Annotated in this window: 13 protein-coding genes; 4 read left to right on the top strand and 9 right to left on the bottom strand. The window is 40.4% G+C overall.

Features of this window, described 5'->3' with window-relative positions:
- Positions 1 to 24 precede the first annotated feature (24 nt).
- From IQ264_RS07550 to sat, 4 genes are all read right to left on the bottom strand, one after another.
- On the bottom strand, positions 25 to 261 hold the full coding sequence (locus IQ264_RS07550; protein ID WP_193980138.1) for a hypothetical protein: 237 nt from the start codon (positions 259 to 261) through the stop codon (positions 25 to 27).
- A gap of 335 nt (positions 262 to 596) precedes the next feature.
- Complete coding sequence (locus IQ264_RS07545) at positions 597 to 1,532, bottom strand: tetratricopeptide repeat protein (RefSeq protein WP_193980136.1); 936 nt, start codon at positions 1,530 to 1,532, stop codon at positions 597 to 599.
- Positions 1,533 to 1,536: 4 nt separating this feature from the next.
- Positions 1,537 to 3,807: a caspase family protein gene (locus tag IQ264_RS07540; protein ID WP_228061353.1), complete on the bottom strand. Its 2,271-nt coding sequence runs from the start codon at positions 3,805 to 3,807 to the stop codon at positions 1,537 to 1,539.
- Positions 3,808 to 3,935: 128 nt separating this feature from the next.
- Positions 3,936 to 5,114, bottom strand: a complete 1,179-nt coding sequence (sat, locus tag IQ264_RS07535) for a sulfate adenylyltransferase (protein ID WP_193980134.1) — start codon at positions 5,112 to 5,114, stop codon at positions 3,936 to 3,938.
- A 244-nt stretch (positions 5,115 to 5,358) separates the two neighbouring features.
- On the opposite strand from sat, the gene IQ264_RS07530 reads away from it, so the two are divergent.
- The gene (locus IQ264_RS07530) at positions 5,359 to 5,553 is read left to right on the top strand and encodes a DUF4351 domain-containing protein (RefSeq protein WP_193980132.1); all 195 of its coding nucleotides are present in this window, start codon (positions 5,359 to 5,361) and stop codon (positions 5,551 to 5,553) included.
- A gap of 68 nt (positions 5,554 to 5,621) precedes the next feature.
- On the opposite strand, the gene mnmA is transcribed toward IQ264_RS07530, so the two are convergent.
- Entirely contained in the window at positions 5,622 to 6,683 is a 1,062-nt protein-coding gene (gene mnmA / locus IQ264_RS07525; protein ID WP_193980130.1) for a tRNA 2-thiouridine(34) synthase MnmA, read from the bottom strand.
- Between the two features lie 410 nt (positions 6,684 to 7,093).
- Between mnmA and IQ264_RS07520 the strand changes: the two genes are divergently transcribed.
- Together IQ264_RS07520 and IQ264_RS07515 are read left to right on the top strand one after the other, a co-directional pair.
- Entirely contained in the window at positions 7,094 to 8,254 is a 1,161-nt protein-coding gene (locus IQ264_RS07520) for a hypothetical protein (protein ID WP_193980128.1), read from the top strand.
- 36 nt (positions 8,255 to 8,290) lie between these two features.
- Positions 8,291 to 9,898: an NAD(P)H-hydrate dehydratase gene (locus IQ264_RS07515; protein WP_193980126.1), complete on the top strand. Its 1,608-nt coding sequence runs from the start codon at positions 8,291 to 8,293 to the stop codon at positions 9,896 to 9,898.
- A gap of 166 nt (positions 9,899 to 10,064) precedes the next feature.
- On the opposite strand, the gene IQ264_RS07510 is transcribed toward IQ264_RS07515, so the two are convergent.
- The 4 genes from IQ264_RS07510 to IQ264_RS07495 all read right to left on the bottom strand — a co-directional run bounded on the left by IQ264_RS07510 (position 10,065) and on the right by IQ264_RS07495 (position 16,535).
- Positions 10,065 to 11,429: an NAD(P)/FAD-dependent oxidoreductase gene (locus tag IQ264_RS07510; protein WP_193980125.1), complete on the bottom strand. Its 1,365-nt coding sequence runs from the start codon at positions 11,427 to 11,429 to the stop codon at positions 10,065 to 10,067.
- Between the two features lie 177 nt (positions 11,430 to 11,606).
- Entirely contained in the window at positions 11,607 to 12,692 is a 1,086-nt protein-coding gene (gene pstS / locus IQ264_RS07505) for a phosphate ABC transporter substrate-binding protein PstS (RefSeq protein ID WP_193980123.1), read from the bottom strand.
- A gap of 229 nt (positions 12,693 to 12,921) precedes the next feature.
- Positions 12,922 to 16,002 carry a phosphoenolpyruvate carboxylase gene (ppc, locus tag IQ264_RS07500; RefSeq protein WP_193980121.1) on the bottom strand — a complete coding sequence of 1,027 codons (3,081 nt, stop codon included), beginning with the start codon at positions 16,000 to 16,002 and terminating at the stop codon, positions 12,922 to 12,924.
- 299 nt (positions 16,003 to 16,301) lie between these two features.
- Entirely contained in the window at positions 16,302 to 16,535 is a 234-nt protein-coding gene (locus IQ264_RS07495) for a hypothetical protein (protein ID WP_193980119.1), read from the bottom strand.
- Between the two features lie 766 nt (positions 16,536 to 17,301).
- Between IQ264_RS07495 and IQ264_RS07490 the strand changes: the two genes are divergently transcribed.
- Complete coding sequence (locus tag IQ264_RS07490; RefSeq protein ID WP_193980117.1) at positions 17,302 to 20,532, top strand: DUF1574 domain-containing protein; 3,231 nt, start codon at positions 17,302 to 17,304, stop codon at positions 20,530 to 20,532.
- Positions 20,533 to 20,612: the final 80 nt, after the last annotated feature.

Genomic DNA, 20,612 nt, shown 5'->3' with positions numbered 1-20,612 from the left:
CCCCAGTCCCTAGTCCCCAGTCCCCTAATATTCCCACTCCAGTTCACCTGCACTAATTTTGCTGTAAATCATAGTGCGGCATAACTCTAATTCTTCTGGGGTAATTTTGCCATCTGCCCACATCATGCCTTTAATTCTCTCGCACTCTGCTTTACTAAATTTGCCATTGGCAATGACTTGCTCAATAGCTATTTTGAGTTTTTCTAAGTCTTGCAATTCTTCAGGAGTAGGTAATTTAGAGTTCGGTCGTTCTATTTTCATTAGAAACACCTCCTGTAAATCTATACCAAGTTACCGGGCAAACTTAAGAGAGCATTTGTTACCCGCATAGTTGTTTTTTGTCAAGGATTCGTCACTGTATTTACTTTAAAAGTATCGCTTAAAACCAGAGTCATTAGCTGTCAAATATACAAAATGTAGACAAAATTTTAACTTGTTTATAAATAATCTTTAAAGTTTATTGCCAGTTTTGCATCAAAATCTTCTGCCGTAACTGGTAAATTAATAGTTTATTTGATAAGTCTTTATATAATAAAACAATGTTTTTTTGCAATAATTATTAATCGATATAACTTAACTTTCGCGGTAAGTTTTTATTAATCATTAACTAATTGTTGAAACTGCTCATCATTACGTATATAAGCAAAAGCTGGATCTGTTTGGGCAATATGTTTGTATTCTGGATCGAGATCGATCGCCCACTGCAAATTTCCAATCGCTGGATTTATACTACCTCGCAAAGCATAAGCTTTAGCATTTTGATATCTAACTTCTGCGGAATTGCGCTCTATTTTCAAAGCTGCATTGTAAGCGTCAATAGCTTCTTGATAGCGACTTTTTGCTAAATAACTATTACCTAAATTTAAATAATCTTCAAAAGTCAAAGTTTGAGTTTCATTGCACTCTAATTCTGGTGCTACAGTGTTCTCATTATCATTTAAATGAAAATTTTCATTTTGATATTGTGGCATTGAAGTTTGAGCTGCTTCGGGAATAAAATCAGTTATTTCAGAATTAACAATTTGCTGATTTTCTGAGGATTGACTAACATAATTGTCTGCAACATCAGGATGAGTGTTAGTCGAAGTTTGTAATTGCGAGAAATAAGTAATATATTCTCTCATCCATTGTTTGATTTCTTGTTGAAAAGCAGCAATTTGTTTTTCTCTTTCTGTTTGTAATTCTAGTTTAATTTCAGTAACTAATTGATTAATTATACTACGACGTAACAACCAAAGACTCAACACCATAGATACTGGAAATAAAATAATTACCAATATAAGAATATTAATTAAAGTTGTGGTGTGACTAAAAGCGCGATCGACTTCTGCTTGAACTAAATTACGAACTTCCCTTTCTTTTCGTAATGTTTCCAGTTCTCGACCTTCCTGCGCCGACATACTTTGTGCGATAATTTTGGGTGTATTAACTGTTAACAAAAATCCTTGTATTTCTGCTTGTGCATTTGCATTAACAGGAAAAAACAGCATTCCAAAAACAGCTAATTTAGCTAGAAAAAGATGATTTTTCATGTTATTAAACTATTTGGTAGATAAAGCTGAAAGTTGCCCAATTATTCACATCCAAAACCCAGGTATCAGGGGATGGTGCGATCGCATCAATCATGCTACCACTAGCTTGGTGTAAATCATTTAAAATTGCCTTTGCCACTTCTAAAGGATTTGGTAAATTAGTTAAACGACCAAAATCAGAAATTTTCGCACTTTCCAAAGTTTCTAAAGTCTGGGAAAAAGGCGCACGACTGAAGATTAATTGAATTTCTACCACTCCAGCAGACCCTTGCACAACCCATTTAAAAGGACTGTCTGTTGGGGGGAAATTTATAGTTTCACCGGGATTAATTACTTCAGTAGCAAAAGTGTTGCTACCTTGTTCATTAAGATTTGGCTTAGACCTTGCAGGAAGTAGCGCGATCGCACCACCATTAGCATCTATTCCCAATAAAATAAAGTAAATAGGAGCATCGCCATAATTATGTATTTTGTACTGAATTGAACTGTTAATTGGTAATTTAGTGATTCCTTCTTTTGATGCAGTTGATGATATACTAACCGTAGGAGTAGGCCAAGATGCCCTCACTGTACTTCGCTGCATTAAGACTTGTTCGTTAGGTGCGATCGTTTCTAAAATAGCTTGTACTCCCAACCGCGAAGAACCCTCATTTGCTGTTAAGCGTAACAACTTCGCCGCCAACAAAGTGTGCAATTTTGGTACCAAACGATTAACAGCTGTTTTTACTGCTTCTCCTGCTTCTCCAGAAGTATTAGGAATTGGTTCCAAACCAGGAGAAAATAAACCATAGCTAATCTTAGGTAATGGCGTAGATAATCCGCTAACAGACTCAGACTCTGCACGCGCTAACACTGACTCAGTAGTAGAAACTCGACCTAACAAACAATCAGCAGACTGTTCTCCTGCCACTACTGATGTTACATGAGGAATTCCCGAAACAGCACTAGTAGCATCTACTCTTTCAATTCTGGCTAAACAACTATCTAATGCCACAGTTAAATTAATATTATGAGGCAGTACTCTTACGGCTTCTTGAACTAATTGTCCGACTTGTAGTTTATTAATTTCATTAGGATTAATAGAATTAATTCGCGCCTTAGCTTTTAAACCTTCATGGGAACGAATCGCTAGTTGTAGAGGAGGCGTAACTTGATTAGATGAATTTAGTTCTGTTACGGCATTAAATAAAGAATTAATATTATATTGTAACACTTTTGCAGGTAATCCTGCTAGCCATAATTGAGCAGTTTTACTGTTTTCGTCCACTGCCGTTACTACACCATCAGCACTTACCATTGGTTGAGATAAAACATGATAATTCAGTGAATTTTGTTTAGAATTAGTTTGACGATAAATTTGCGGTTCTTGTTTATTTCCTACTAATTGCTCAACAGTTCCAGCAACTCGATTTAAGCTAATTTGTACAGTACTAGCGGGAGTAGCTTGCCAAAGGTGCTGAGTTAAGGCGTAAGTAAAAAATCCACTATTAAAACCATCTATTTGCCCTTCCGTGGCTACCTGTTCTGGTTTTGCAGCAACTAAAACGATGCCAGTATTTGGGCTAATTATTTGGGAATTTTGTTTAAGCTGGTCTTGGAAAGCAAACTCTTGTTGGGTAACTTCTCCAGTAATAATTGATGGTCTAGACCTAACGCGCAGATTGCCTTGTAAAATAATCCCACCGTCAGTATAACTGGTATCTAAAACAGAAGTTAATAAGTCAGTGGAGAGCGATCGCAACAACAACCACAAAGTATCTTCCGTCAACGCATTAACCACAGGCTGATTTTTAATTTGAATCATCCCATCAACAGGCAATAACAAATTAGTTACCGGAGATTCTCCCTGGTTTTTTTGTTCCCCTAAATTTTCGCTTTCTTGTACCGCCGCCTTCGCGAAACGACTACCATAACCACTAAAATGAAAAACCACCACATCACCCGGTTTTACCTGCTTAGTGAGATGTTCTAAAAAAGCGGTTTCAATATTCTGCCGAGTAGCTTGTTGGTCTGTAATAGTGAGGATATCGCTGGGATGAAAACCAAAACGGTGAATTAAAAGTTCCCGTTGCAATTCCACATCGGTAACACATCCTGTTAGTGGAGTACCGAATGAATATTGGTTAATCCCAATTAGCAAAGCCAACTTGCGCGGACTAGACTGTGCTAAAGCTTGATAATAGCGATCGCTCAACAAAGACAATCCAGCCTGACTTAAGCCCAACGCAGCCAAAACTATACCAGATTTTTGTAAAAAAGTCCTGCGCTTCATCATGTTATTAATTATTTGATTTGTTACACGCAACGACATTACTTGGTAGTGGGTAGTTGGTAGTTGGTAATGGGAAGAGGTTAAAGATTTTTACCCTTTGACCAAAAAGTATTGTACCCACTACCTAACAATTAAGCCTCCACAGGCACTCGCATTGCCTTTGCTAATTCTGCGGCTACCTCTGGACGGGAAAATTCTGGCGGTGGAAGTTCACCCTTACGCAGCAATTCCCGGACTTTAGTTCCTGAAAGATGAATTCGCTGTTCCGGCTTACTAGGACTCGTTTTCGTCGTTGCCATACCTTGAGTCACAGTGCAGTAAAAAGCGTGTTCAAACTTCATTGGCACAATGCCCAACTCCCCAGGCTCAAACTCATCAAAGATATACTGAGCATCATAAGTGCCGTAATAATCACCCACACCAGCATGATCCCGCCCCACAATGAAGTGAGTACAGCCATAGTTTTTGCGAACTAAGGCGTGAAAAATTGCTTCCCTTGGCCCAGCATAACGCATCGAAGACGGATTAATTGCCAAAATTACTCGGTCTTTGGGGAAATAATGTTCCAGCATAATTTCATAACAGCGCATTCGCACATCAGCCGGAATATCATCTTCTTTAGTCGCACCAACCAAAGGATGTAAAAATAACCCATCAACTACTTCCAAGGCACATTTTTGAATATACTCATGGGCGCGATGGATAGGGTTACGAGTTTGGAAACCTACAACTGTTTTCCAACCTTTTTCTTTAAACAATTTGCGAGATTCTACTGGATCAATTTGGTATTTGGGAAAATAAGGATGGGCATCGCGTTGTAATAACCAAATTGGGCCAGCTAAATTAATTGCCCCTTGATTATAAACAACTTGTACGCCTGGGTGTTTGATATCGTCAGTGCGATAAACATTAATAGCTTCATGGGCTTTGTTGTAGCGATATTTTTGGGTTAATTCCAAAACACCCACAAACCGCCCGTCTGGATCATCCAAACGCACCCAATTTCCCTCTTTTAAAGGTTCTGCGACTTCTTCTGATACCGATAAAGTAACGGGAATTGACCAAGGTAGTCCGTTCACCAAGCGCATATCAGTAACAACTTGTTCGTAGTCTGCTTGCTGCATGAAACCATTCAGGGGACTAAAGCCACCAATGGCAATCATTACAAGGTCACTATAGCTACGTTCGTCGAGTTGGACACGGGGTAAAACATCTGCTTGGGCAAGAAATTCTGCTTTTTCCTGTGCTGTAGCAATGCGATTGATTAAATGACCACCATGAGGGGCTATGCCATCGGTCGTATGACTCATATTAATTTAGGTTTATCCCATTGTTGCTCCAAGAAATGATCCTACCAATCTATGTGAACATTTTTAATCTAAATTAATTTAGTTACCAAATCAAATTAAAAACTGACAATTTTTATAGCAAAGTCTAGCCGCAGCAGCTGAAATTCTAGCGGGTTTGCGATTTGAAAAAAGTTTAATTCGTTGATTATTTCGGGAGGAACTGATGCGAGAATCTCTAATTTACCAAGATATTCTTGAGTAAGGATTGCAACGAAGATTACAGCGAGGGGAAGCGATCGCACTTTTTCGCATCCTAACACGACGCTTTGGAGAAATCCCCCCTGAATTAGCAGAAAAAATTCACACTTTATCAATTCCCCAATTAATAGCCTTGATCGATGCCCAAATAGACTTTTCCAGTTTAGATGATTTACTCAATTGCTTAAACCAACAAAGTTAGAAGACAGAGGCGCAGAAGGTAGAAGGTAAAAATTCCCCTTGTCCCCTTGTCTCCTTGTCCCTTTGTCCCTATTCCCCAGTCCCCCTCTCAATAACTCCCCCACCCAACACTATATCTCCGTCGTACCAAACCGCAGCTTGTCCGGGAGTAATGCTAAATTCGGGTTCATCAAACACTAATTTGACACGGGAATTTCCCAGGGGAATTACTGTTACAGGAGTTGCTGAAGAACGATAACGAATTTGTACTTCAGCACGAATCGGTGCAGATGGTTCAGCTATTGAAACCCAGTTAACTCTTTGTACAGTGCATTCTGTTTGATTTGCACTATCACGAGTACCAACAATTACACGATTTCTGACAGCATCTAAACCAATCACATACAAAGGTTCAGCCGCAGCAATTCCTAAACCTCGGCGCTGTCCAATTGTATAGTGATGAACACCATCATGCTGTCCTAAAACTTTGCCGGACTCGTCAACAATTTCTCCTTTTTGCGGTGTAATGTATTTATCCAAAAACGCCCGCATGGAACCATTGCTTTCAACCAAGCACAAATCCATACTTTCCGGCTTACTAGCAGTTTTTAAACTGTATTCTGCCGCAATTTTTCTGGTTTCTGTTTTCAGTTTGTCGCCCAAAGGAAAGATTGTAGCTGCCAACAATTCTTGGGGCAGGTCATACAAAAAGTATGATTGATCCTTACTTAAATCAACTGCCCGTCGCAACTGATAGCGACCTGTTTCCTGATTGTAAGTAATTCGGGCATAGTGACCAGTGGCAATTTTATTAATGCCCAATTTTTCTTGAGCATATTGCAGCATCGGGCCAAATTTTACCGTTTTGTTGCATTGAGAACAGGGTAGAGGGGTGATACCTTCGCTGTACCCTGCTACCAAAAAATCAACAATATAGGTTTGAAAAACTTCCCGGCTATCGACAATATGGTGAGGAATGCCCAGCTGTTCGCAAATGAAAGCAGCATCGACCATCCCCTCAGAACAACATTGACCTTTGCCTTTCATTAACCAAAGGGTCAACCCCGCTACTTCATATCCTTGATTACACAGCAGGGCTGCTGCAACAGAACTATCTACACCACCGGAGAGGCCAACTACTACTTTGTTCATAAGCATTCTAAGACTTTGCCCAATTTTTTCGGGGCTTTCTCTAAGGTAACATTCAAACAAAAATCTTTGTATTACGGATCGGGGGCTGGGGGCTGGGGGACTCCTGGGACTCCAGGGTAATGGTTATTTGGGATTCATCATTTTGGTTGTTAGTTAAAAGTTGAGTACTTCATGTTAGTGCAATTTAGCAAATTTATGAAAAAGTCTGAGAGTTAGGAATAAATGTTATATCCTCTAAGTTAAATTAATTATTAAGTTTAGGGCTAGTGCAACGCAGCAGAAATGATGGAACAGTTGAAAGAGGTAAAAAGCTAAACATAAAAGCCTTTTCCCTTCTGCCTTCTGCCTTCTGCCTTCTGCCTTCTTGGGCTAGGGTGTGGGAAACTAAAACAAGAGGAGTAAAAACGACTATGGCTAAAAATCGGAGACATCAATTTCGGGGAATTGGCAAGTTGCAGTTTTGGTCATTTGGTAAATTGAGATTGAGTAATTTTTCGGCGCTGCTATCTCTGTTACCTTTGTTGATTGGGGGATTGTTTACGGTATTTATCGAAGGAAAAGCCGAAGCAAGACATACAGCAAGATATTCTGAGGAATGCTGTGTCGTTGCTCAAAATTTTCCCCCAGAGTCAGTTAACCCAGTTTATCCCAATGCTGTAGAATCGGCACCATTTCCAGAGGGATTTTATGGTCAACTTTATCGAGTTTACGTACCTACTTATAGTGACGAACTTTTATTTCTTGTTCAACAAGAAGTAACACAATCTGCTTACCCAGCAGTTTACAGAGGGAGACGAGTTATTATAGTTACGCAGAGTGATTTGGCTAGGTCACGTAATTTTGTTAGACAATTACAGAGGAGAGGTATTACTGCTGAAATGGAGGTACTCAGCTCTAATCAAGCTCTGCGCGATCGCTATAATCGCTATAATATATTACCAGAAAATAACCGCTATATTGTCTTTGTGGGAATTACATCTAGACAGAATAGATATGCACTTTTAGATAGAGTGCTGTTATTAGAACCAGATGCTAGAGTGGAGCGAATTGGTAGCCGAACTGTGATTGTGGTCAGAAGATTAGAAAATCGTTCTGAAGCACTAACACTTGTTAATGAATTGCGGAGAAATGGTTTGTACGGTCGAATTTATGTGGCTCCAATTAGACAAATAGAACCAGAAATATCAGGTAATCAGAACCGTTTTTATGGAGTGGCAGGAGAACCAGAAATATCAGGTAATCAGAACCGTTTTGCTGGAGTGGCGCTAGAACCAGAAATATCAAATAATGTCGATCGTTTTACTCCAGTTCAAACCCAAAGAACTCGTATTACTGCTGTTCCTCAAACTTCTTATGAGTTGGTAATTCCTATTGAGCAAGATGAATTGGCTGCTATTGAAGCACAAGTGCGGCAAATGGCGATCGATTTGGGCAAGCAAAATGAAGTTCTCATCGAAGCTAATCCTAATAAATCCCTATTGATAATAGGGCCTTTTAATAATTTGGCAACGGTGCGACAATGGGAAGGTTATTTACGAGAGTATGGGGTTATGAATGCCATAATTAGATAATGGCAATTAAAGGTCACAAATCTAAACTTTGAGTCAATGAACAGGCGGGAAAAAATTCAGCAAATAGCTGTTACCGCAGACCAAATGCGGGAAATAGAAGGGCGCATCTTTGCAGCAGGAATGCCTGTTGCAGCTTTAATGGAAAAAGTGGCTGGGTCAATTTCTCAGCGCATTCAGTCGCTTTTTCCCTTATATTTAAAACCCACCCCCAGCCCCTCCCCGTATAACGGGGAGGGGAGAAGAGATTTTCCAGAATTTTCGGTGCGAATAGGTGTTTTAGTTGGGCCTGGGCATAATGGTGGTGATGCTTTGGTAGTAGCGCGGGAGTTGCATTTTCGCGGTTATCAAGTCAAGATTTATCGCCCTTTTTCTAAGTTAAAAGATTTGACAGCGCAACATGATTTATATGCTCAAAGTTTAGGGATATGTTATGTAGAAAATATTGCGGGTCTGCAAGATTGTGATTTAATTATTGATGGGTTATTTGGGTTTGGTTTAGAAAGAGAAATTAAAGATAATCTTGCAGAAGATATTAATCAATTAAATCAATGGTCTAAACCTGTGGTAAGTATTGATTTACCTTCAGGTTTACATACGGATACAGGAGAGGTTTTAGGAACAGCAATCAAAGCTACACATACTCTTTGTTTGGGTTTGTGGAAGTTAGGTTTATTGCAAGATCAAGCTTTAGAATATGTGGGTAAAGCGGACTTAATTGATTTTGATATTCCCTGGGCGGATGTGATGGCAATTTTGGGGGAAACGCCGCAAATTCAGCGAGTAACAACAGGATTTATTAAACAACATTTGCCGCTACCTCGTCCGGCAGTTACTCACAAGTATAAACAAGGGCATTTACTGTTAATTTGTGGTTCGCGGAGGTATGCTGGCGGGGCAATTTTAACTGGTTTAGGGGCGAGAGGAAGTGGTGTGGGAATGCTTTCGATCGCTGTTCCTGAATATTTGAAACCTTTGTTAGTTTCCCATTTGCCGGAAGCGTTAATTATTGGTTGTGAGGAAACGGAAAATGGGGCTATTTCTAGTTTACCAGAAACGGTGGATTTAGGTGGTTATGATGCGATCGCCTGTGGCCCCGGTATCACCACCGAAGCAACTACAATTGTAGAGGGAGTATTAGCTAACAATAAACCTGTAATTTTAGATGCTGATGGCTTAAATATTCTAGCACAATTGGGAACAATTTCCACTTTAAAAAAACGCCAAGAAATAACAGTTTTAACTCCTCACACTGGCGAATTTAAACGGTTATTTCCAGAAATTGAAAATGGGCAACAAAATCGATTTGAAGCAGTGAAAAAAGCAGCAGAATTAACTAAAGCAATTGTATTATTAAAAGGAGCAAGAACTGCTATAGGAAATGGGTCTGGTCAAGTTTGGATTATTCCTGAAAGTACGCCAGCTTTGGCGCGTGGTGGTAGTGGAGATGTGTTAACTGGATTAATTGGTGGACTGCTAGCGCAAGGGGTTGCTGCTAATATAAATTCATTGACAGAAAGAGTAGTAACGGCGGCTTGGTGGCACGCTCAAGCTGGTATTTTAGCAGCAAAGGAAAGGACAGAATTAGGTGTAGATGCGTTTACTTTGACACAATTTTTAAATGCAGTATTGTCAAATCATCTGTAATAAAGCCTGTTGTCACGACTTCAGTCGTACATTCGTCATAGAGAAGGACTAAAGTCCCTACAACGAACCAAGTTTGTTGTAGCGACTTCAGTCGTACATTCGTCATAGAGAAGGACTAAAGTCCTCACAACGAACCAAGTTTGTTGTAGCGACTTCAGTCGTACATTTAAACTTCTACAGGGGATTTTTTCGCAGGTGGTACATAATACTCGCCTTTTTCATTAACTCCAACTACGCCCAAAGATTCATTTCCTGTAATTAAACGAGCGCCACCTTTGCGGGTAAAATAATTCCAAGCCCACTGAATCATCACCACTAACTTATTATCAAATTCGATTAAATAATAGATATGCACAAACACCCAAGTTAGCCAAGCTAGAAAACCAGATAACTTAACAAAACCTAAATCTACTACAGCGTGATTACGACCAATAACCGCCAAACTCCCTACATCAACATAACGGAAGGGAAAAGCATTTTCACTACCTTTTAAGCGTTGTTGGATTAGTTTAGCAACATATTCTCCTTCCTTCATGGCAACAGGTGCAACTCCTGGTAAAGGTTGACCATCTTGATGGGAATAATTTGCCAAATCACCAATTACAAAAATATCAGGATAGCCTTTAACTGTTAAGTTTGGTTCAACAATAACTCTACCAACTCTATCTAATTCTACACCTGTGCTTTCTGCCAAAACTTTACCAACAGGAGAAGCTTTGACACCTGCTGCCCATAAAATTGTTTTAGCAGCAATTTGTGATTCTTTTTCACCTTGTTTCATAGTTACTAAATCGCCATTAATATTAGTAACTAAAGTTTTAGTTAATATAGTCACACCTAATTTGTTTAAAGACTTTTCCGCGTTAGCAGAAAGTTCTGGTTTATAGGGAGGCAAGATTCTATCCATGCCTTCCAAGAGATAGATTTTAGCTTCGGAGGTATCAATATTACGAAATTCTTTTCTTAAAGTAGCAAAGGCTAAATCTGCGATCGCACCAGCCAACTCTACACCAGTTGCCCCCCCACCCACAATCACAAAAGTTAACCAAGCACGGCGTTTTTCTAAATCAGTTTCCTTTTCCGCCGCTTCAAACGCCAAAAAAATTCGCCGCCGCATTTCTAAAGCATTTTCTACTGTTTTTAACCCCGGTGCGGCTGTTTCCCAATGCTCATTCCCAAAATAGTGATGCCTAACACCAGTAGCAATAATTAAAGTATCATAATCAACTTCACCACTATTTAAAAATAGCTTTTTTTGCTCTGGGTCAATATCCAGCATTTCCGCTAACAAAACTTGCGTATTTTTGTTATCACTTAATACAGCCCGAAGCGGAGAAGAAATATCAGCCGGGGATAAAGTTCCGGTAGCTACTTGATACAAAAGTGGCTGAAATAAATGAAAATTTCGTTTATCAACTAATGTCACTTTTACAGGAGCGCGACCTAAAGCTTTTGCCGCATATAACCCGCCAAAGCCACCACCGACAATTACTACACGATGAAGAGATTGATTAGTTACTGCATCTATCATTAGAGTTATCCTCTTTGCTAAAATCTGCCAGTCGTATTTTAGGGAAACATTTCTTATATTAACTAAGCTTTCTTTTTAATGGGTAATCAGCAAAATATACGTAGTAAAAACTACAAAACGATTAGCTCCCCAACTTTTTGAAGAAGTCGGGGAGCTGGGCAACTAAAAACAATTAACTTATTTAATAGAATTAACTGCTGCTTGCGATTTAGATACAACACTAGGCGGCAAAGGAATATATCCTAAATCATCAGCCACATCCTGTCCTGTGGTTAATCCATAATTCAGGGCTTGCTTCAATGCTTTTGCCTTATTAGCATCTGGGTAAGTTTTGTAAGCCAAGATCCAAGAGTAAGTAACAATTGGATAGGAATTTCCTCCCGAAGGATCTGGGGCGAAGGCACGTAAGTTGGATGGTAATTGTATTGAAGCTAAAGCTGCTCTAGAATTCTCAAGAGTGGGTGCCACAAAATTTCCCGCTTTATTTTGTAATGAAGCATAAGGAATTTTGTTACTTCTAGCATAGCCATATTCGATGTAACCAATTGCTCCTGGAGTTTGTTTAATTTGAGCAGTTACACCTTCATTACCTTTAGCACCTTGTCCTGTAGGCCAAGATACAGATTTGCCTGACCCAACTTTACTTTTCCACGTAGGGCTAATGGCGCTTAAATGCTCAGTGAAAATTGCATTTGTACCGCTACCATCAGCACGGTAGACTACAGTAATAGGTGTCTTTGGTAACTTGACTCCAGGGTTATCTTTAGCAATTCTCGGATCGTCCCAACTCTTAATTTCACCCAAAAAAATCGCAGGTAATGTAGTCCGAGAGAGTTTTAGGGAATTAACACCAGGTAAGTTATAACCCACAACAACGCTACCTGCGGTTGCGGGGATTAACACTACGCCTCTGGAAACTTTTGCCATTTCCGCGTCAGTCATCGCCACATCACTGGCACCAAAGTCTACGGTTCCATTGATTAACTGTTGTACGCCAGCACCGCTACCAACAGATTGATAGCTGATTTGAGTACTGGGATTTTTTTTGTTGAAGTCTGAGAACCAACGCTGATATAGAGGGGCTGGGAAAGATGCACCAGCACCAGTGAGACGTGCTCCACCTTGAGCTAAAAGCAATGAAGAGTCTTTAGCAGTAGCACTTTGAGGACGGAGATGGTTGGTTGCGTTACTAGCAACGACAAAGGCTGAAAGACACAGGAAAACTAGCAGCTTTCTCCGCTTTAATTGAACTCTAACCGACATAGTTTAAAAATGTATAGGATGATGCTGTCGATACTCGACAGTAAGGTTAAGTGATAAAGCTCAGGTTAAGGAATGTGTTTTGAAATACTAAATCACACAAAACTTTACAATTTACTAATAAATAAATCAATCTTTAGCAGTATTTATTTTTGGGTAAACTAATGCCATTTCATGTACCGAGAAAAGGGAAAATGGTGCGTTACAGCTGTGCCTAACGCACCCTACTGGATCAGCCTGTGTTTCTCATTCCGGCTGCAATACCGTTAATTGTCAATAATGCACCTCGGAGTAATTCGCCGCGACTGTGACGGGAGTCGATTACACCAGTGAGACTTTGCGATTTGCTTTGACGCAGGCGTTTTAACAGGGAAACTTGTAAAAATCCCAGAGGTACAATGTTACCATTGCGGAGTTGTACCGATCGCTGCAAATCAGGATCGCCATCCAACAAACGTTTGTGATCGGTGATGTTTAAAACTAGATCGCGAGTCAAATGATACTCATCAGAGATTTGAGCAAACAACTTTTCAAATCTGGGTAAATCTTCTGGTGCAGACAATTCTTTCATGTAGTAATGAGCGATTTGTAAATCGACTTTCGATAAAGTCATTTCAACTTTAGAAATCACTACTTTGAAGAAAGGCCATTTGTAATAAAAGTAGCGTAACAACTTCAAATTTTCTTGGGGATTTTCCTGCAAAAATTGATTAAGTGCTGTTCCTACGCCATACCAAGCTGGTAATAAAAAGCGGCTTTGTGTCCAACTAAATACCCAAGGAATTGCTCTTAATGTGCTTAAATCTTTTTTTCCAGTTTTTCGTCTAGCGGGACGAGAACTAATTTGTAATTGGCTAATTTCTTCAATTGGTGTTACTTGCATGAAGAAATCAATAAAGTCTGGTTGTTCGTAAATCAAACTGCGATAGTGTTGGCGAGATTTGTCAGACAACTCTTCCATGATTTCGTTCCAAGGTTCAATATTATCGAACCCTGTTCTCAGCAAGCTGGCTTGAATTACTGCTGTGGTGACAGTTTCTAAATTGTACAAAGCTAATTCCGGCCAAGAATATTTAGAAGCTAAGACTTCGCCTTGTTCGGTAATTTTAATTCTGCCGTTGATTGTGTGTCCTGGTTGGGCTAAAATTGCTTCGTAGGAAGGGCCGCCACCACGTCCGACAGAACCGCCTCTACCGTGAAAAATGCGGAGGGAAACGCCATACTTACAAGCGATCGCTTCTAAGGCTTTTTGCGCTTTATGAATTTCCCAGTTACTACTTAAGAAACCGGAATCTTTGTTGCTATCAGAATAACCCAACATTACCTCTTGTAATGAGGAAGGTAAGGGACTGAAAGAAGTAACATTATTACTAACTTCATTTTTCTTTTCTATTTCATATTTCTGATAACCACCTGCCAGTAAAGCACGATAAAATGGCAATTCAAACAGAGTTTGCATGATGGAAGGAGCTTTTTTCAAATCTTCCACTGTTTCAAATAGTGGTACTATTTGCAGCGTTCCTTCACCTGTGGATGGATCGTAAAGTCCTGCTTCTTTGGCAAACAGTAAGACTTCTAACAAATCGCTGACATCATGGCTCATGCTGATAATATAAGTTTGGCAAATTTCTTCACCAAACTCTCGCTGCATTTGCCGCACCACGCGCAATGTTTCAATTGTTTCGCAAGTCTGTGGACTAAAGGGCAACTCGTTAGCAACTAAAGGTCTTCTAGTTTGCAGTTCCGAAACTAACCATTTAATCTTTTCGTCTTCAGCTAAATCATTATACTGACAAGGTAACACTTGCAGATAATCAACTATTTCGTTGATTGCCTCTGAGTGTCTGGTACTTTCTTGGCGGACATCTAAAGACGCTAAACAGAATCCGTAAACTTCTACTTGACAAATCAGTTGTTCTAAGTCGCGACAGATTAAACCTGTTTCTTGTAAGTTACGTTGAATTAATCGCAGTTGTGCTAAAAATTCTTCAGATGTTTTATAAATCGGTGTTTGCTGTTTTTGTTGTAGAGCTTCTAGTTGCAAAGCTTCACCTTTGTAGAGTCGCCAATTGCGATCGCGTGTATACTCCAATCGCTTTTTCACATAAGATAACTTTAACCGATATGGTTCTTGGCGATAGCGAATTGACAACTCTTCATAAACATCCGGCATTTGCAAACGGTTTTGTTCCAGAGATTCTAACAACTCTGGCAAAACATCACACCAGTGCAAAGACAAACTTAAACGATTAATTAATTTGTCTATTGAACCTATGTATTTTTCCAAAACCAAATGCCGCTGGTAACAAGATGTTTGCCAACTAACTGCGGGAGTAACAAAGGGGTTCCCATCTCTATCTGACCCTACCCAAGAACCAAACTTACAAAAATTAGGTTTTGGAGGGCGCAAATTTTGCCAGACACCTTTGAGGCTATTTTCTAATCTGTGATAAAGTTGAGGAATTGCTTCAAACAAAACTTCTTGGAAGTAGTGTAAAGCGTAATCTACTTCATCCAAAACCGAAGGTTTAAACTGATGTAATTCATCAGTTCGCCACCACAGACGAATTTCTTCCGTTAACTCTTCTTTGAGTAACTTACCTTCCCAAGAATTTTCTGCTTCTTCGAGCAGCGTACTTCCTTCTTCTAAATCATCAAGTTTTTGCAGAATCTTGGCAATGTGGCGTTGTTTATCTCTAATTGTATGCCGGACAATTTCTGTTGGGTGTGCAGTAAATACTAATCGGATGTCCAAATTATCAATTAATTTTTGGACAGCTTGGGGCGGCATATTCAACTTTCGCAAGTAAGGAAACAACCATTGAAAAGTTCCCTTTTCCTTACGTGACCAATTTGCTGCTTGCCAACTTTTTTCTAAAGAATCTGTTCCGGGAATACTTTCTTGAGATTCATCATCTAACTTAGTAAATGCTTGCAGTGCTGGATCGGGAACATCTTGCTTAAACGCCATGCGTAAAGCTTGTTGTTGCGCCCTTTGGTCATAGTGTTGTTCGACAATATTAATTAATTGGAAATACAGGGCAAAAGCACGCGCTGCACGGATGGCATCATTGATTTCTAAATTTTGAATGATCCGAAAAACTTCGTCTTCTTGAAGGTTATCACCAGTAGCTTGTCCTTCTGGGGAACATAACGATCGCAAGTAATTACACAAGTCTACAAGTTCTTGACCACATTCGGAGCAAAGAACGTATTCCCATAAGTCCTCTACGACTTTTAGGCGATGTCGCAAAAATAGGTCTGATGGGGAAGCGAGATGAACTGCCTGATCGGATTGGAGTGTCGGACTCATAGGTGTTGTTCTATCCAAGCTATAATAACCAAAAAATTTTACGAGGCTTATTAAGCTAGATTAGTGGAAAATTCAACCAATTTAGCCAGCCTTAGTAAAAGAAGGCTCCAAGGCAGAAGGTATAAGGCATTTATGTTCCGCTTTTTACCTTTGTTCAAATGAGCAGTTATTTTTACTGCGGTGTCCTCGAAAATATTTTCTACAATTGTGTTATTCTTTTAGGTTTGGGAATTCGCGTTACATATTTAGTAACTCGGTATGGGGAAATCTTAGAGATTTTTGCCCCCACTGCACAACTTTTAATTTCCTTCAGATTCAACTTTGGGAAATTGCAGTACTGGCAAGCGATCGCCGCGAAATACTTCTTCGCTTGCTTCCCCTACTGCTTGGAGAAACTTTAATGAAGCCTTTCCACATAATACACCCAGAAGTAAAGGGCCTGTAGCTAAACTAACAATTATTTCTACCGGAAAGGTTGCTTCTGGGATTTGGGATGTTCGTGTTTCTGGCTGATTGATGCTGTTAGAGTTCATAATGTACCTCGATAGTATAACCAAATAACTTCAGTGTTAATTATCCAGAATCCTGTTTTTGGACAAATTGTAAAATTGATTACTTTTTCGTAAGCAAGAGCAACTACTTGTTCATTAATTATTGTGAAACAGATTTGCCCAAACTGTTTAACACAAAGGTGTCAAAAAGAATAATTGGAACGTATAGCAAAAGACAGAAGGCTCCAATAGAGTTTTAAGTTTTGACTCAGATCTTGCCGCAATGGAGGTAGAACCTCCTAAGACCTCATTCCCAGGTTCAACCTGGGAACGAGAAAAGGGTGTGGGGTAATTGGTGGGGGCTTGTACTCCTAATGGTTTCGGGGCAGGGTGTACAAAAATACAATTTTTTCTTTCCCCCCCAAACCCTACACCCTGCACTCTACACCCTAGTTTTGGTCAATCATGATGTAGCAAACTCAAGGAAAAACGACATCAGAGGTGAAGTGAAGTCTCAACTGAGAAGTGCAAAAATCCTGATTGGATGATTGTATTTTAACCAGAGCAGGATATAATGCCACTCGTAATTTGATTTAGTAAGAACCAAGGTCGGCATTCAGAAAACTAGTGCATCGTAGCAAAATGATTGACAGTTGAACACAGGTAACAAGCTGAATATAGAAGCCTTCTTACCTTGGAGCAAATGCCTCCCTGCGGTCAGCAGGCTGCGCCAACTGCCCTCTAGCTTCTGCATTCCGGTACTAGTGTTAGTCCTCAGTTTCTTCCTCAGTCTTTATTTAGCGCCCTAATGTTGAACATAGAGCAACGCCAAATTACATCTGACCCAATCAACCTGACTCAGTGGGTTGAAAGAGAGCTAGTACTTGCGGGGATGCAGGTACGAGCCCGGGTGCGGGAGAATACTCTGCATATTCTCTGGGAAGGTCGAGATTGTCCTAACAGGCAAAAAGCAATAGAGCGAGTGACACAGGCTCTGCAAGCCATTGGACGAGAAAACCTGTTGAGTGGAGAACAACTGCCAATTAACCGGGTGTTTCTTTACGGTCGGGTGTTAGGTGAAAAAAAACCCAATTGGACAGAACAACTAGATATTCAGCAGTTAGTTCCCTCAAGAACAACCCATTCTGGAAAAGCGCCACAAGTTAAGAATAGTCAAGAGTTAGCGATGAAATCGGTGAGTGAGGGGACAGCTTCAGAAGAAATTGTTAGTTCTCAGGTGGTTGAGGTTGGTGATGATGAGTATTGGGAAAGTCAGGCGCGTCAAGGTAATGCAGATGCGATCGCTCATTATTTAAGCAAGCATCTGAGTCATTTGGGGGTGACGGTGAAAGTAATCACCAAAATCCTACCTGTGAAGACAAAAAGTAAACACCGAGAAAATCCGTTTAAAAGTAAAGATTTAGGTACGCCGAAGCAGCGGTTATGGGTATTCTGTGAAAGTGGTTACAGTCCCGATCCATCTTTGTTAGCTGCACCCGTTGCCCAACAATTACGAGAGTTAAATTTGGCGGGTTTCCAAGATGCGGTAATTCTCAGTCAGGTGACAGGGGAAGAGTCTCCTGATTGGATGTTGCGGGTAGATTTAACGCCGCCCGAAGAGATGCTGCGGGAGTGGGCACAGTGGGGGGATGAGGTGGCGATCGAACGCTTGCTGAACCGCCCGCAAGAGCATGGTATGGAAATTTCAGCGGTGATTAAGGAGTCAACGCTGCATCTTTCCTGCACTACACCGAATTGGGAAAGAATTAAGCAATTTCACCGGGGAAATTACAATGTGCGCCCGGATATTGTGCCAGATAAGCATAGGGCGATCGCAATTCTCACCCCAATTATAAGAACCTTGGCTCCCCAAGGGTTGAAAGCTGGAATTATTTATGGTCACGAACATTTAGACGAAACGCCAGTTTGGGTTGAATGGTTAGATTTACCAGGCAATAATCATCCTCAATTAGGTCAGTCTACTCGCTCCCTAGCGGCGAATGGCGATGAAGAAGCTTTGGAATTTTTATTAGGGCAATTATTAAATACAGATATTGATTGGCGGTTAGCAACAGGCGGGATTCGCATTCAAGTGCGGCGGCGGGAAGATTTGTTGTACGTCATGACTGATGCGCTAATTTGTCCGCTGCAACAGCAAGTAGGTTCGCCCGTTGTTCAGTTTATTAGTGAATTGCAAATTCCGGGCATTGCTGGGGTAAGAGTTTACGGTCGGCGGGCGGGGGAAAAACAACCGAGTTGGTCTTACGGCAGAGATTTTACGGCTCGTGGGGTTGTGGTTCCAGAGAGTACCCCAGAATTCGCCACTAGCGAACATTATGTAACAGAAAAAATTGACTCGGACTCGGAAGAAATTGTTTTTACAAGTGAGATTCCCGATACAGAAGATTTACCTCCTGGTTGGCTAGAAACGCAATTCGAGAAACTTCAGGAGAGAGTTGGTAAATTTGGACAGTCTTGCTATGCGACTTTAACGCGATCGCAAATTTGCACCCCCAGCGAAACAACCCAAAATTTCTTAGCTTTACCAGGAAATGCCAATTACAGCGGCGCAAAAGTAGCTTTGGTATGGGGAGCTTTGGGAATTATGTTGGCTTTAAGTACAGACTTAATTGTTGGTAGTGTACTGAAAATGGCCGACAGTCCCCAACAAAATTCCCCGGTGTTGAATGATGCCGCTTTTCGGGAAAAATATGAAAATGAAAATCTAACACCAGAAAAACCAGCAGCAGCCAACACAGAATTAGTCCAGGAAAATACCACCAAAAAAAGAAGATCTCGTCAGCGCAAACGCCGCCAACCAGAAAATATTTTTGATACTACTGGATTTACAAAACCAGGAGATACAGAAGTAAAGGTAGACCCCACAGGGGAAAATGCTACCTTAAATGTTAAACATTCAGATTTACCCAGTTTTGACAATACTCAATTCGATGAAAAACTGGCAATCTACAAAAAACAAATAGAAAAACAAGGCCCTCCTGATGTATTAATTGTCGGTAGTTCTCGTGCTATGCGTGGGATCGATCCGGCAATTTTGCAAAAAGCTTTAGCAGAGCAAGGTTACGGCAAAGTTCAAATTTTCAACTTCGGAATAAATGGTGGAACCGCTCAAATTGCTGACTTATTAATTCGCCGCGTTCTTACCCCAGAAGAAATGCCTAAATTGATTATTTGGGCAGACGGCGCAAGGGCTATGAATAGCGGTAGATTTGATTTAACTTATAGTAAACTGACTACATCTCCAGGTTACAAAGGAGTTGAAGCAGGGACATTTCATAAACTAGAACAACCAGAAGATTTAGCTAATCAAACTCCAAAAAATCAAGAAGCCCCAACAATTGTTGCCGAATTATCAGAAAATATGGGGGAAATAAAAGCCCAAGATGTAGATAATTTGTTAAATCAAAAATTGGGCGAGATATCGGCAAGTTATGAAGAACGCGATCGCTTAAATACAAAATTACGCGATTGGTTTGCGAATAGTTTTGGAGAACCAGAAAAACCGGGTCAAGTGCGATTGAGCAATGAAGAAATAGAGGAACGTCCTTTTAATTGGGATGGTTTTTTACCCATTTCTCTCCGCTTTAATCCCGATACCTACTACGAAAACCACGCCAAAGTCAAAGGAGATTATGATACAGACTACAAAGATTTCTATTTAGGAGGGCCACAAAACGCCGCCTTGGAATCTTTAGTTCAGTATACTCAATCTCTGCAAATTCCTCTGGTTTTCATCAATTTGCCCCTGACCAAAGAATACTTAGATTCTCACAGGCGACAATACGAAAAAGAATTTGAAATTTATATGTTGCGCCTTTCCTTAAGAAAAGGATTTGTGTTCCGTAATTGGAATCAATTATGGCCTAACAAAAATGAATACTTTTCCGATCCCAGTCACCTAAACCGCTATGGCGCTGCTGCTGTAGCTCAAAGACTAGCTCTAGATCCCTTAATTCCTTGGCCCAAGGAGCAGGGGAGCAAGGGAGCAGAGGCGCAGGGGAGCAGAGGGGAAAAGTAAATATTAGCTCCTTATACTTATTCTTCCTTTCTGACTTCTGCCTTTCCCAGTGCCCAATCCCTAGTACCCAGTCCCTAACT

Source organism: [Phormidium] sp. LEGE 05292, assembly GCF_015207735.1.
In the GTDB taxonomy this organism is placed as follows: domain Bacteria; phylum Cyanobacteriota; class Cyanobacteriia; order Cyanobacteriales; family Aerosakkonemataceae; genus Floridanema.
The sequence above is the reverse complement of the archived record's forward strand: the minus strand, read 5'-3'. Positions and strand labels throughout refer to the sequence as shown.

Coding starts and splice junctions, on each gene's coding strand:
- mnmA (WP_193980130.1), bottom strand. CDS start 6,683: ATGAACAAAGTAGTAGTTGGCCTCTCCGGTGGTGTAGATAGTTCTGTT.
- IQ264_RS07490 (WP_193980117.1), top strand. CDS start 17,302: ATGTTGAACATAGAGCAACGCCAAATTACATCTGACCCAATCAACCTG.
- IQ264_RS07515 (WP_193980126.1), top strand. CDS start 8,291: ATGAACAGGCGGGAAAAAATTCAGCAAATAGCTGTTACCGCAGACCAA.
- IQ264_RS07540 (WP_228061353.1), bottom strand. CDS start 3,807: ATGATGAAGCGCAGGACTTTTTTACAAAAATCTGGTATAGTTTTGGCT.
- sat (WP_193980134.1), bottom strand. CDS start 5,114: ATGAGTCATACGACCGATGGCATAGCCCCTCATGGTGGTCATTTAATC.
- IQ264_RS07495 (WP_193980119.1), bottom strand. CDS start 16,535: ATGAACTCTAACAGCATCAATCAGCCAGAAACACGAACATCCCAAATC.
- ppc (WP_193980121.1), bottom strand. CDS start 16,002: ATGAGTCCGACACTCCAATCCGATCAGGCAGTTCATCTCGCTTCCCCA.
- IQ264_RS07550 (WP_193980138.1), bottom strand. CDS start 261: ATGAAAATAGAACGACCGAACTCTAAATTACCTACTCCTGAAGAATTG.
- IQ264_RS07510 (WP_193980125.1), bottom strand. CDS start 11,429: ATGATAGATGCAGTAACTAATCAATCTCTTCATCGTGTAGTAATTGTC.
- IQ264_RS07520 (WP_193980128.1), top strand. CDS start 7,094: ATGGCTAAAAATCGGAGACATCAATTTCGGGGAATTGGCAAGTTGCAG.
- pstS (WP_193980123.1), bottom strand. CDS start 12,692: ATGTCGGTTAGAGTTCAATTAAAGCGGAGAAAGCTGCTAGTTTTCCTG.
- IQ264_RS07545 (WP_193980136.1), bottom strand. CDS start 1,532: ATGAAAAATCATCTTTTTCTAGCTAAATTAGCTGTTTTTGGAATGCTG.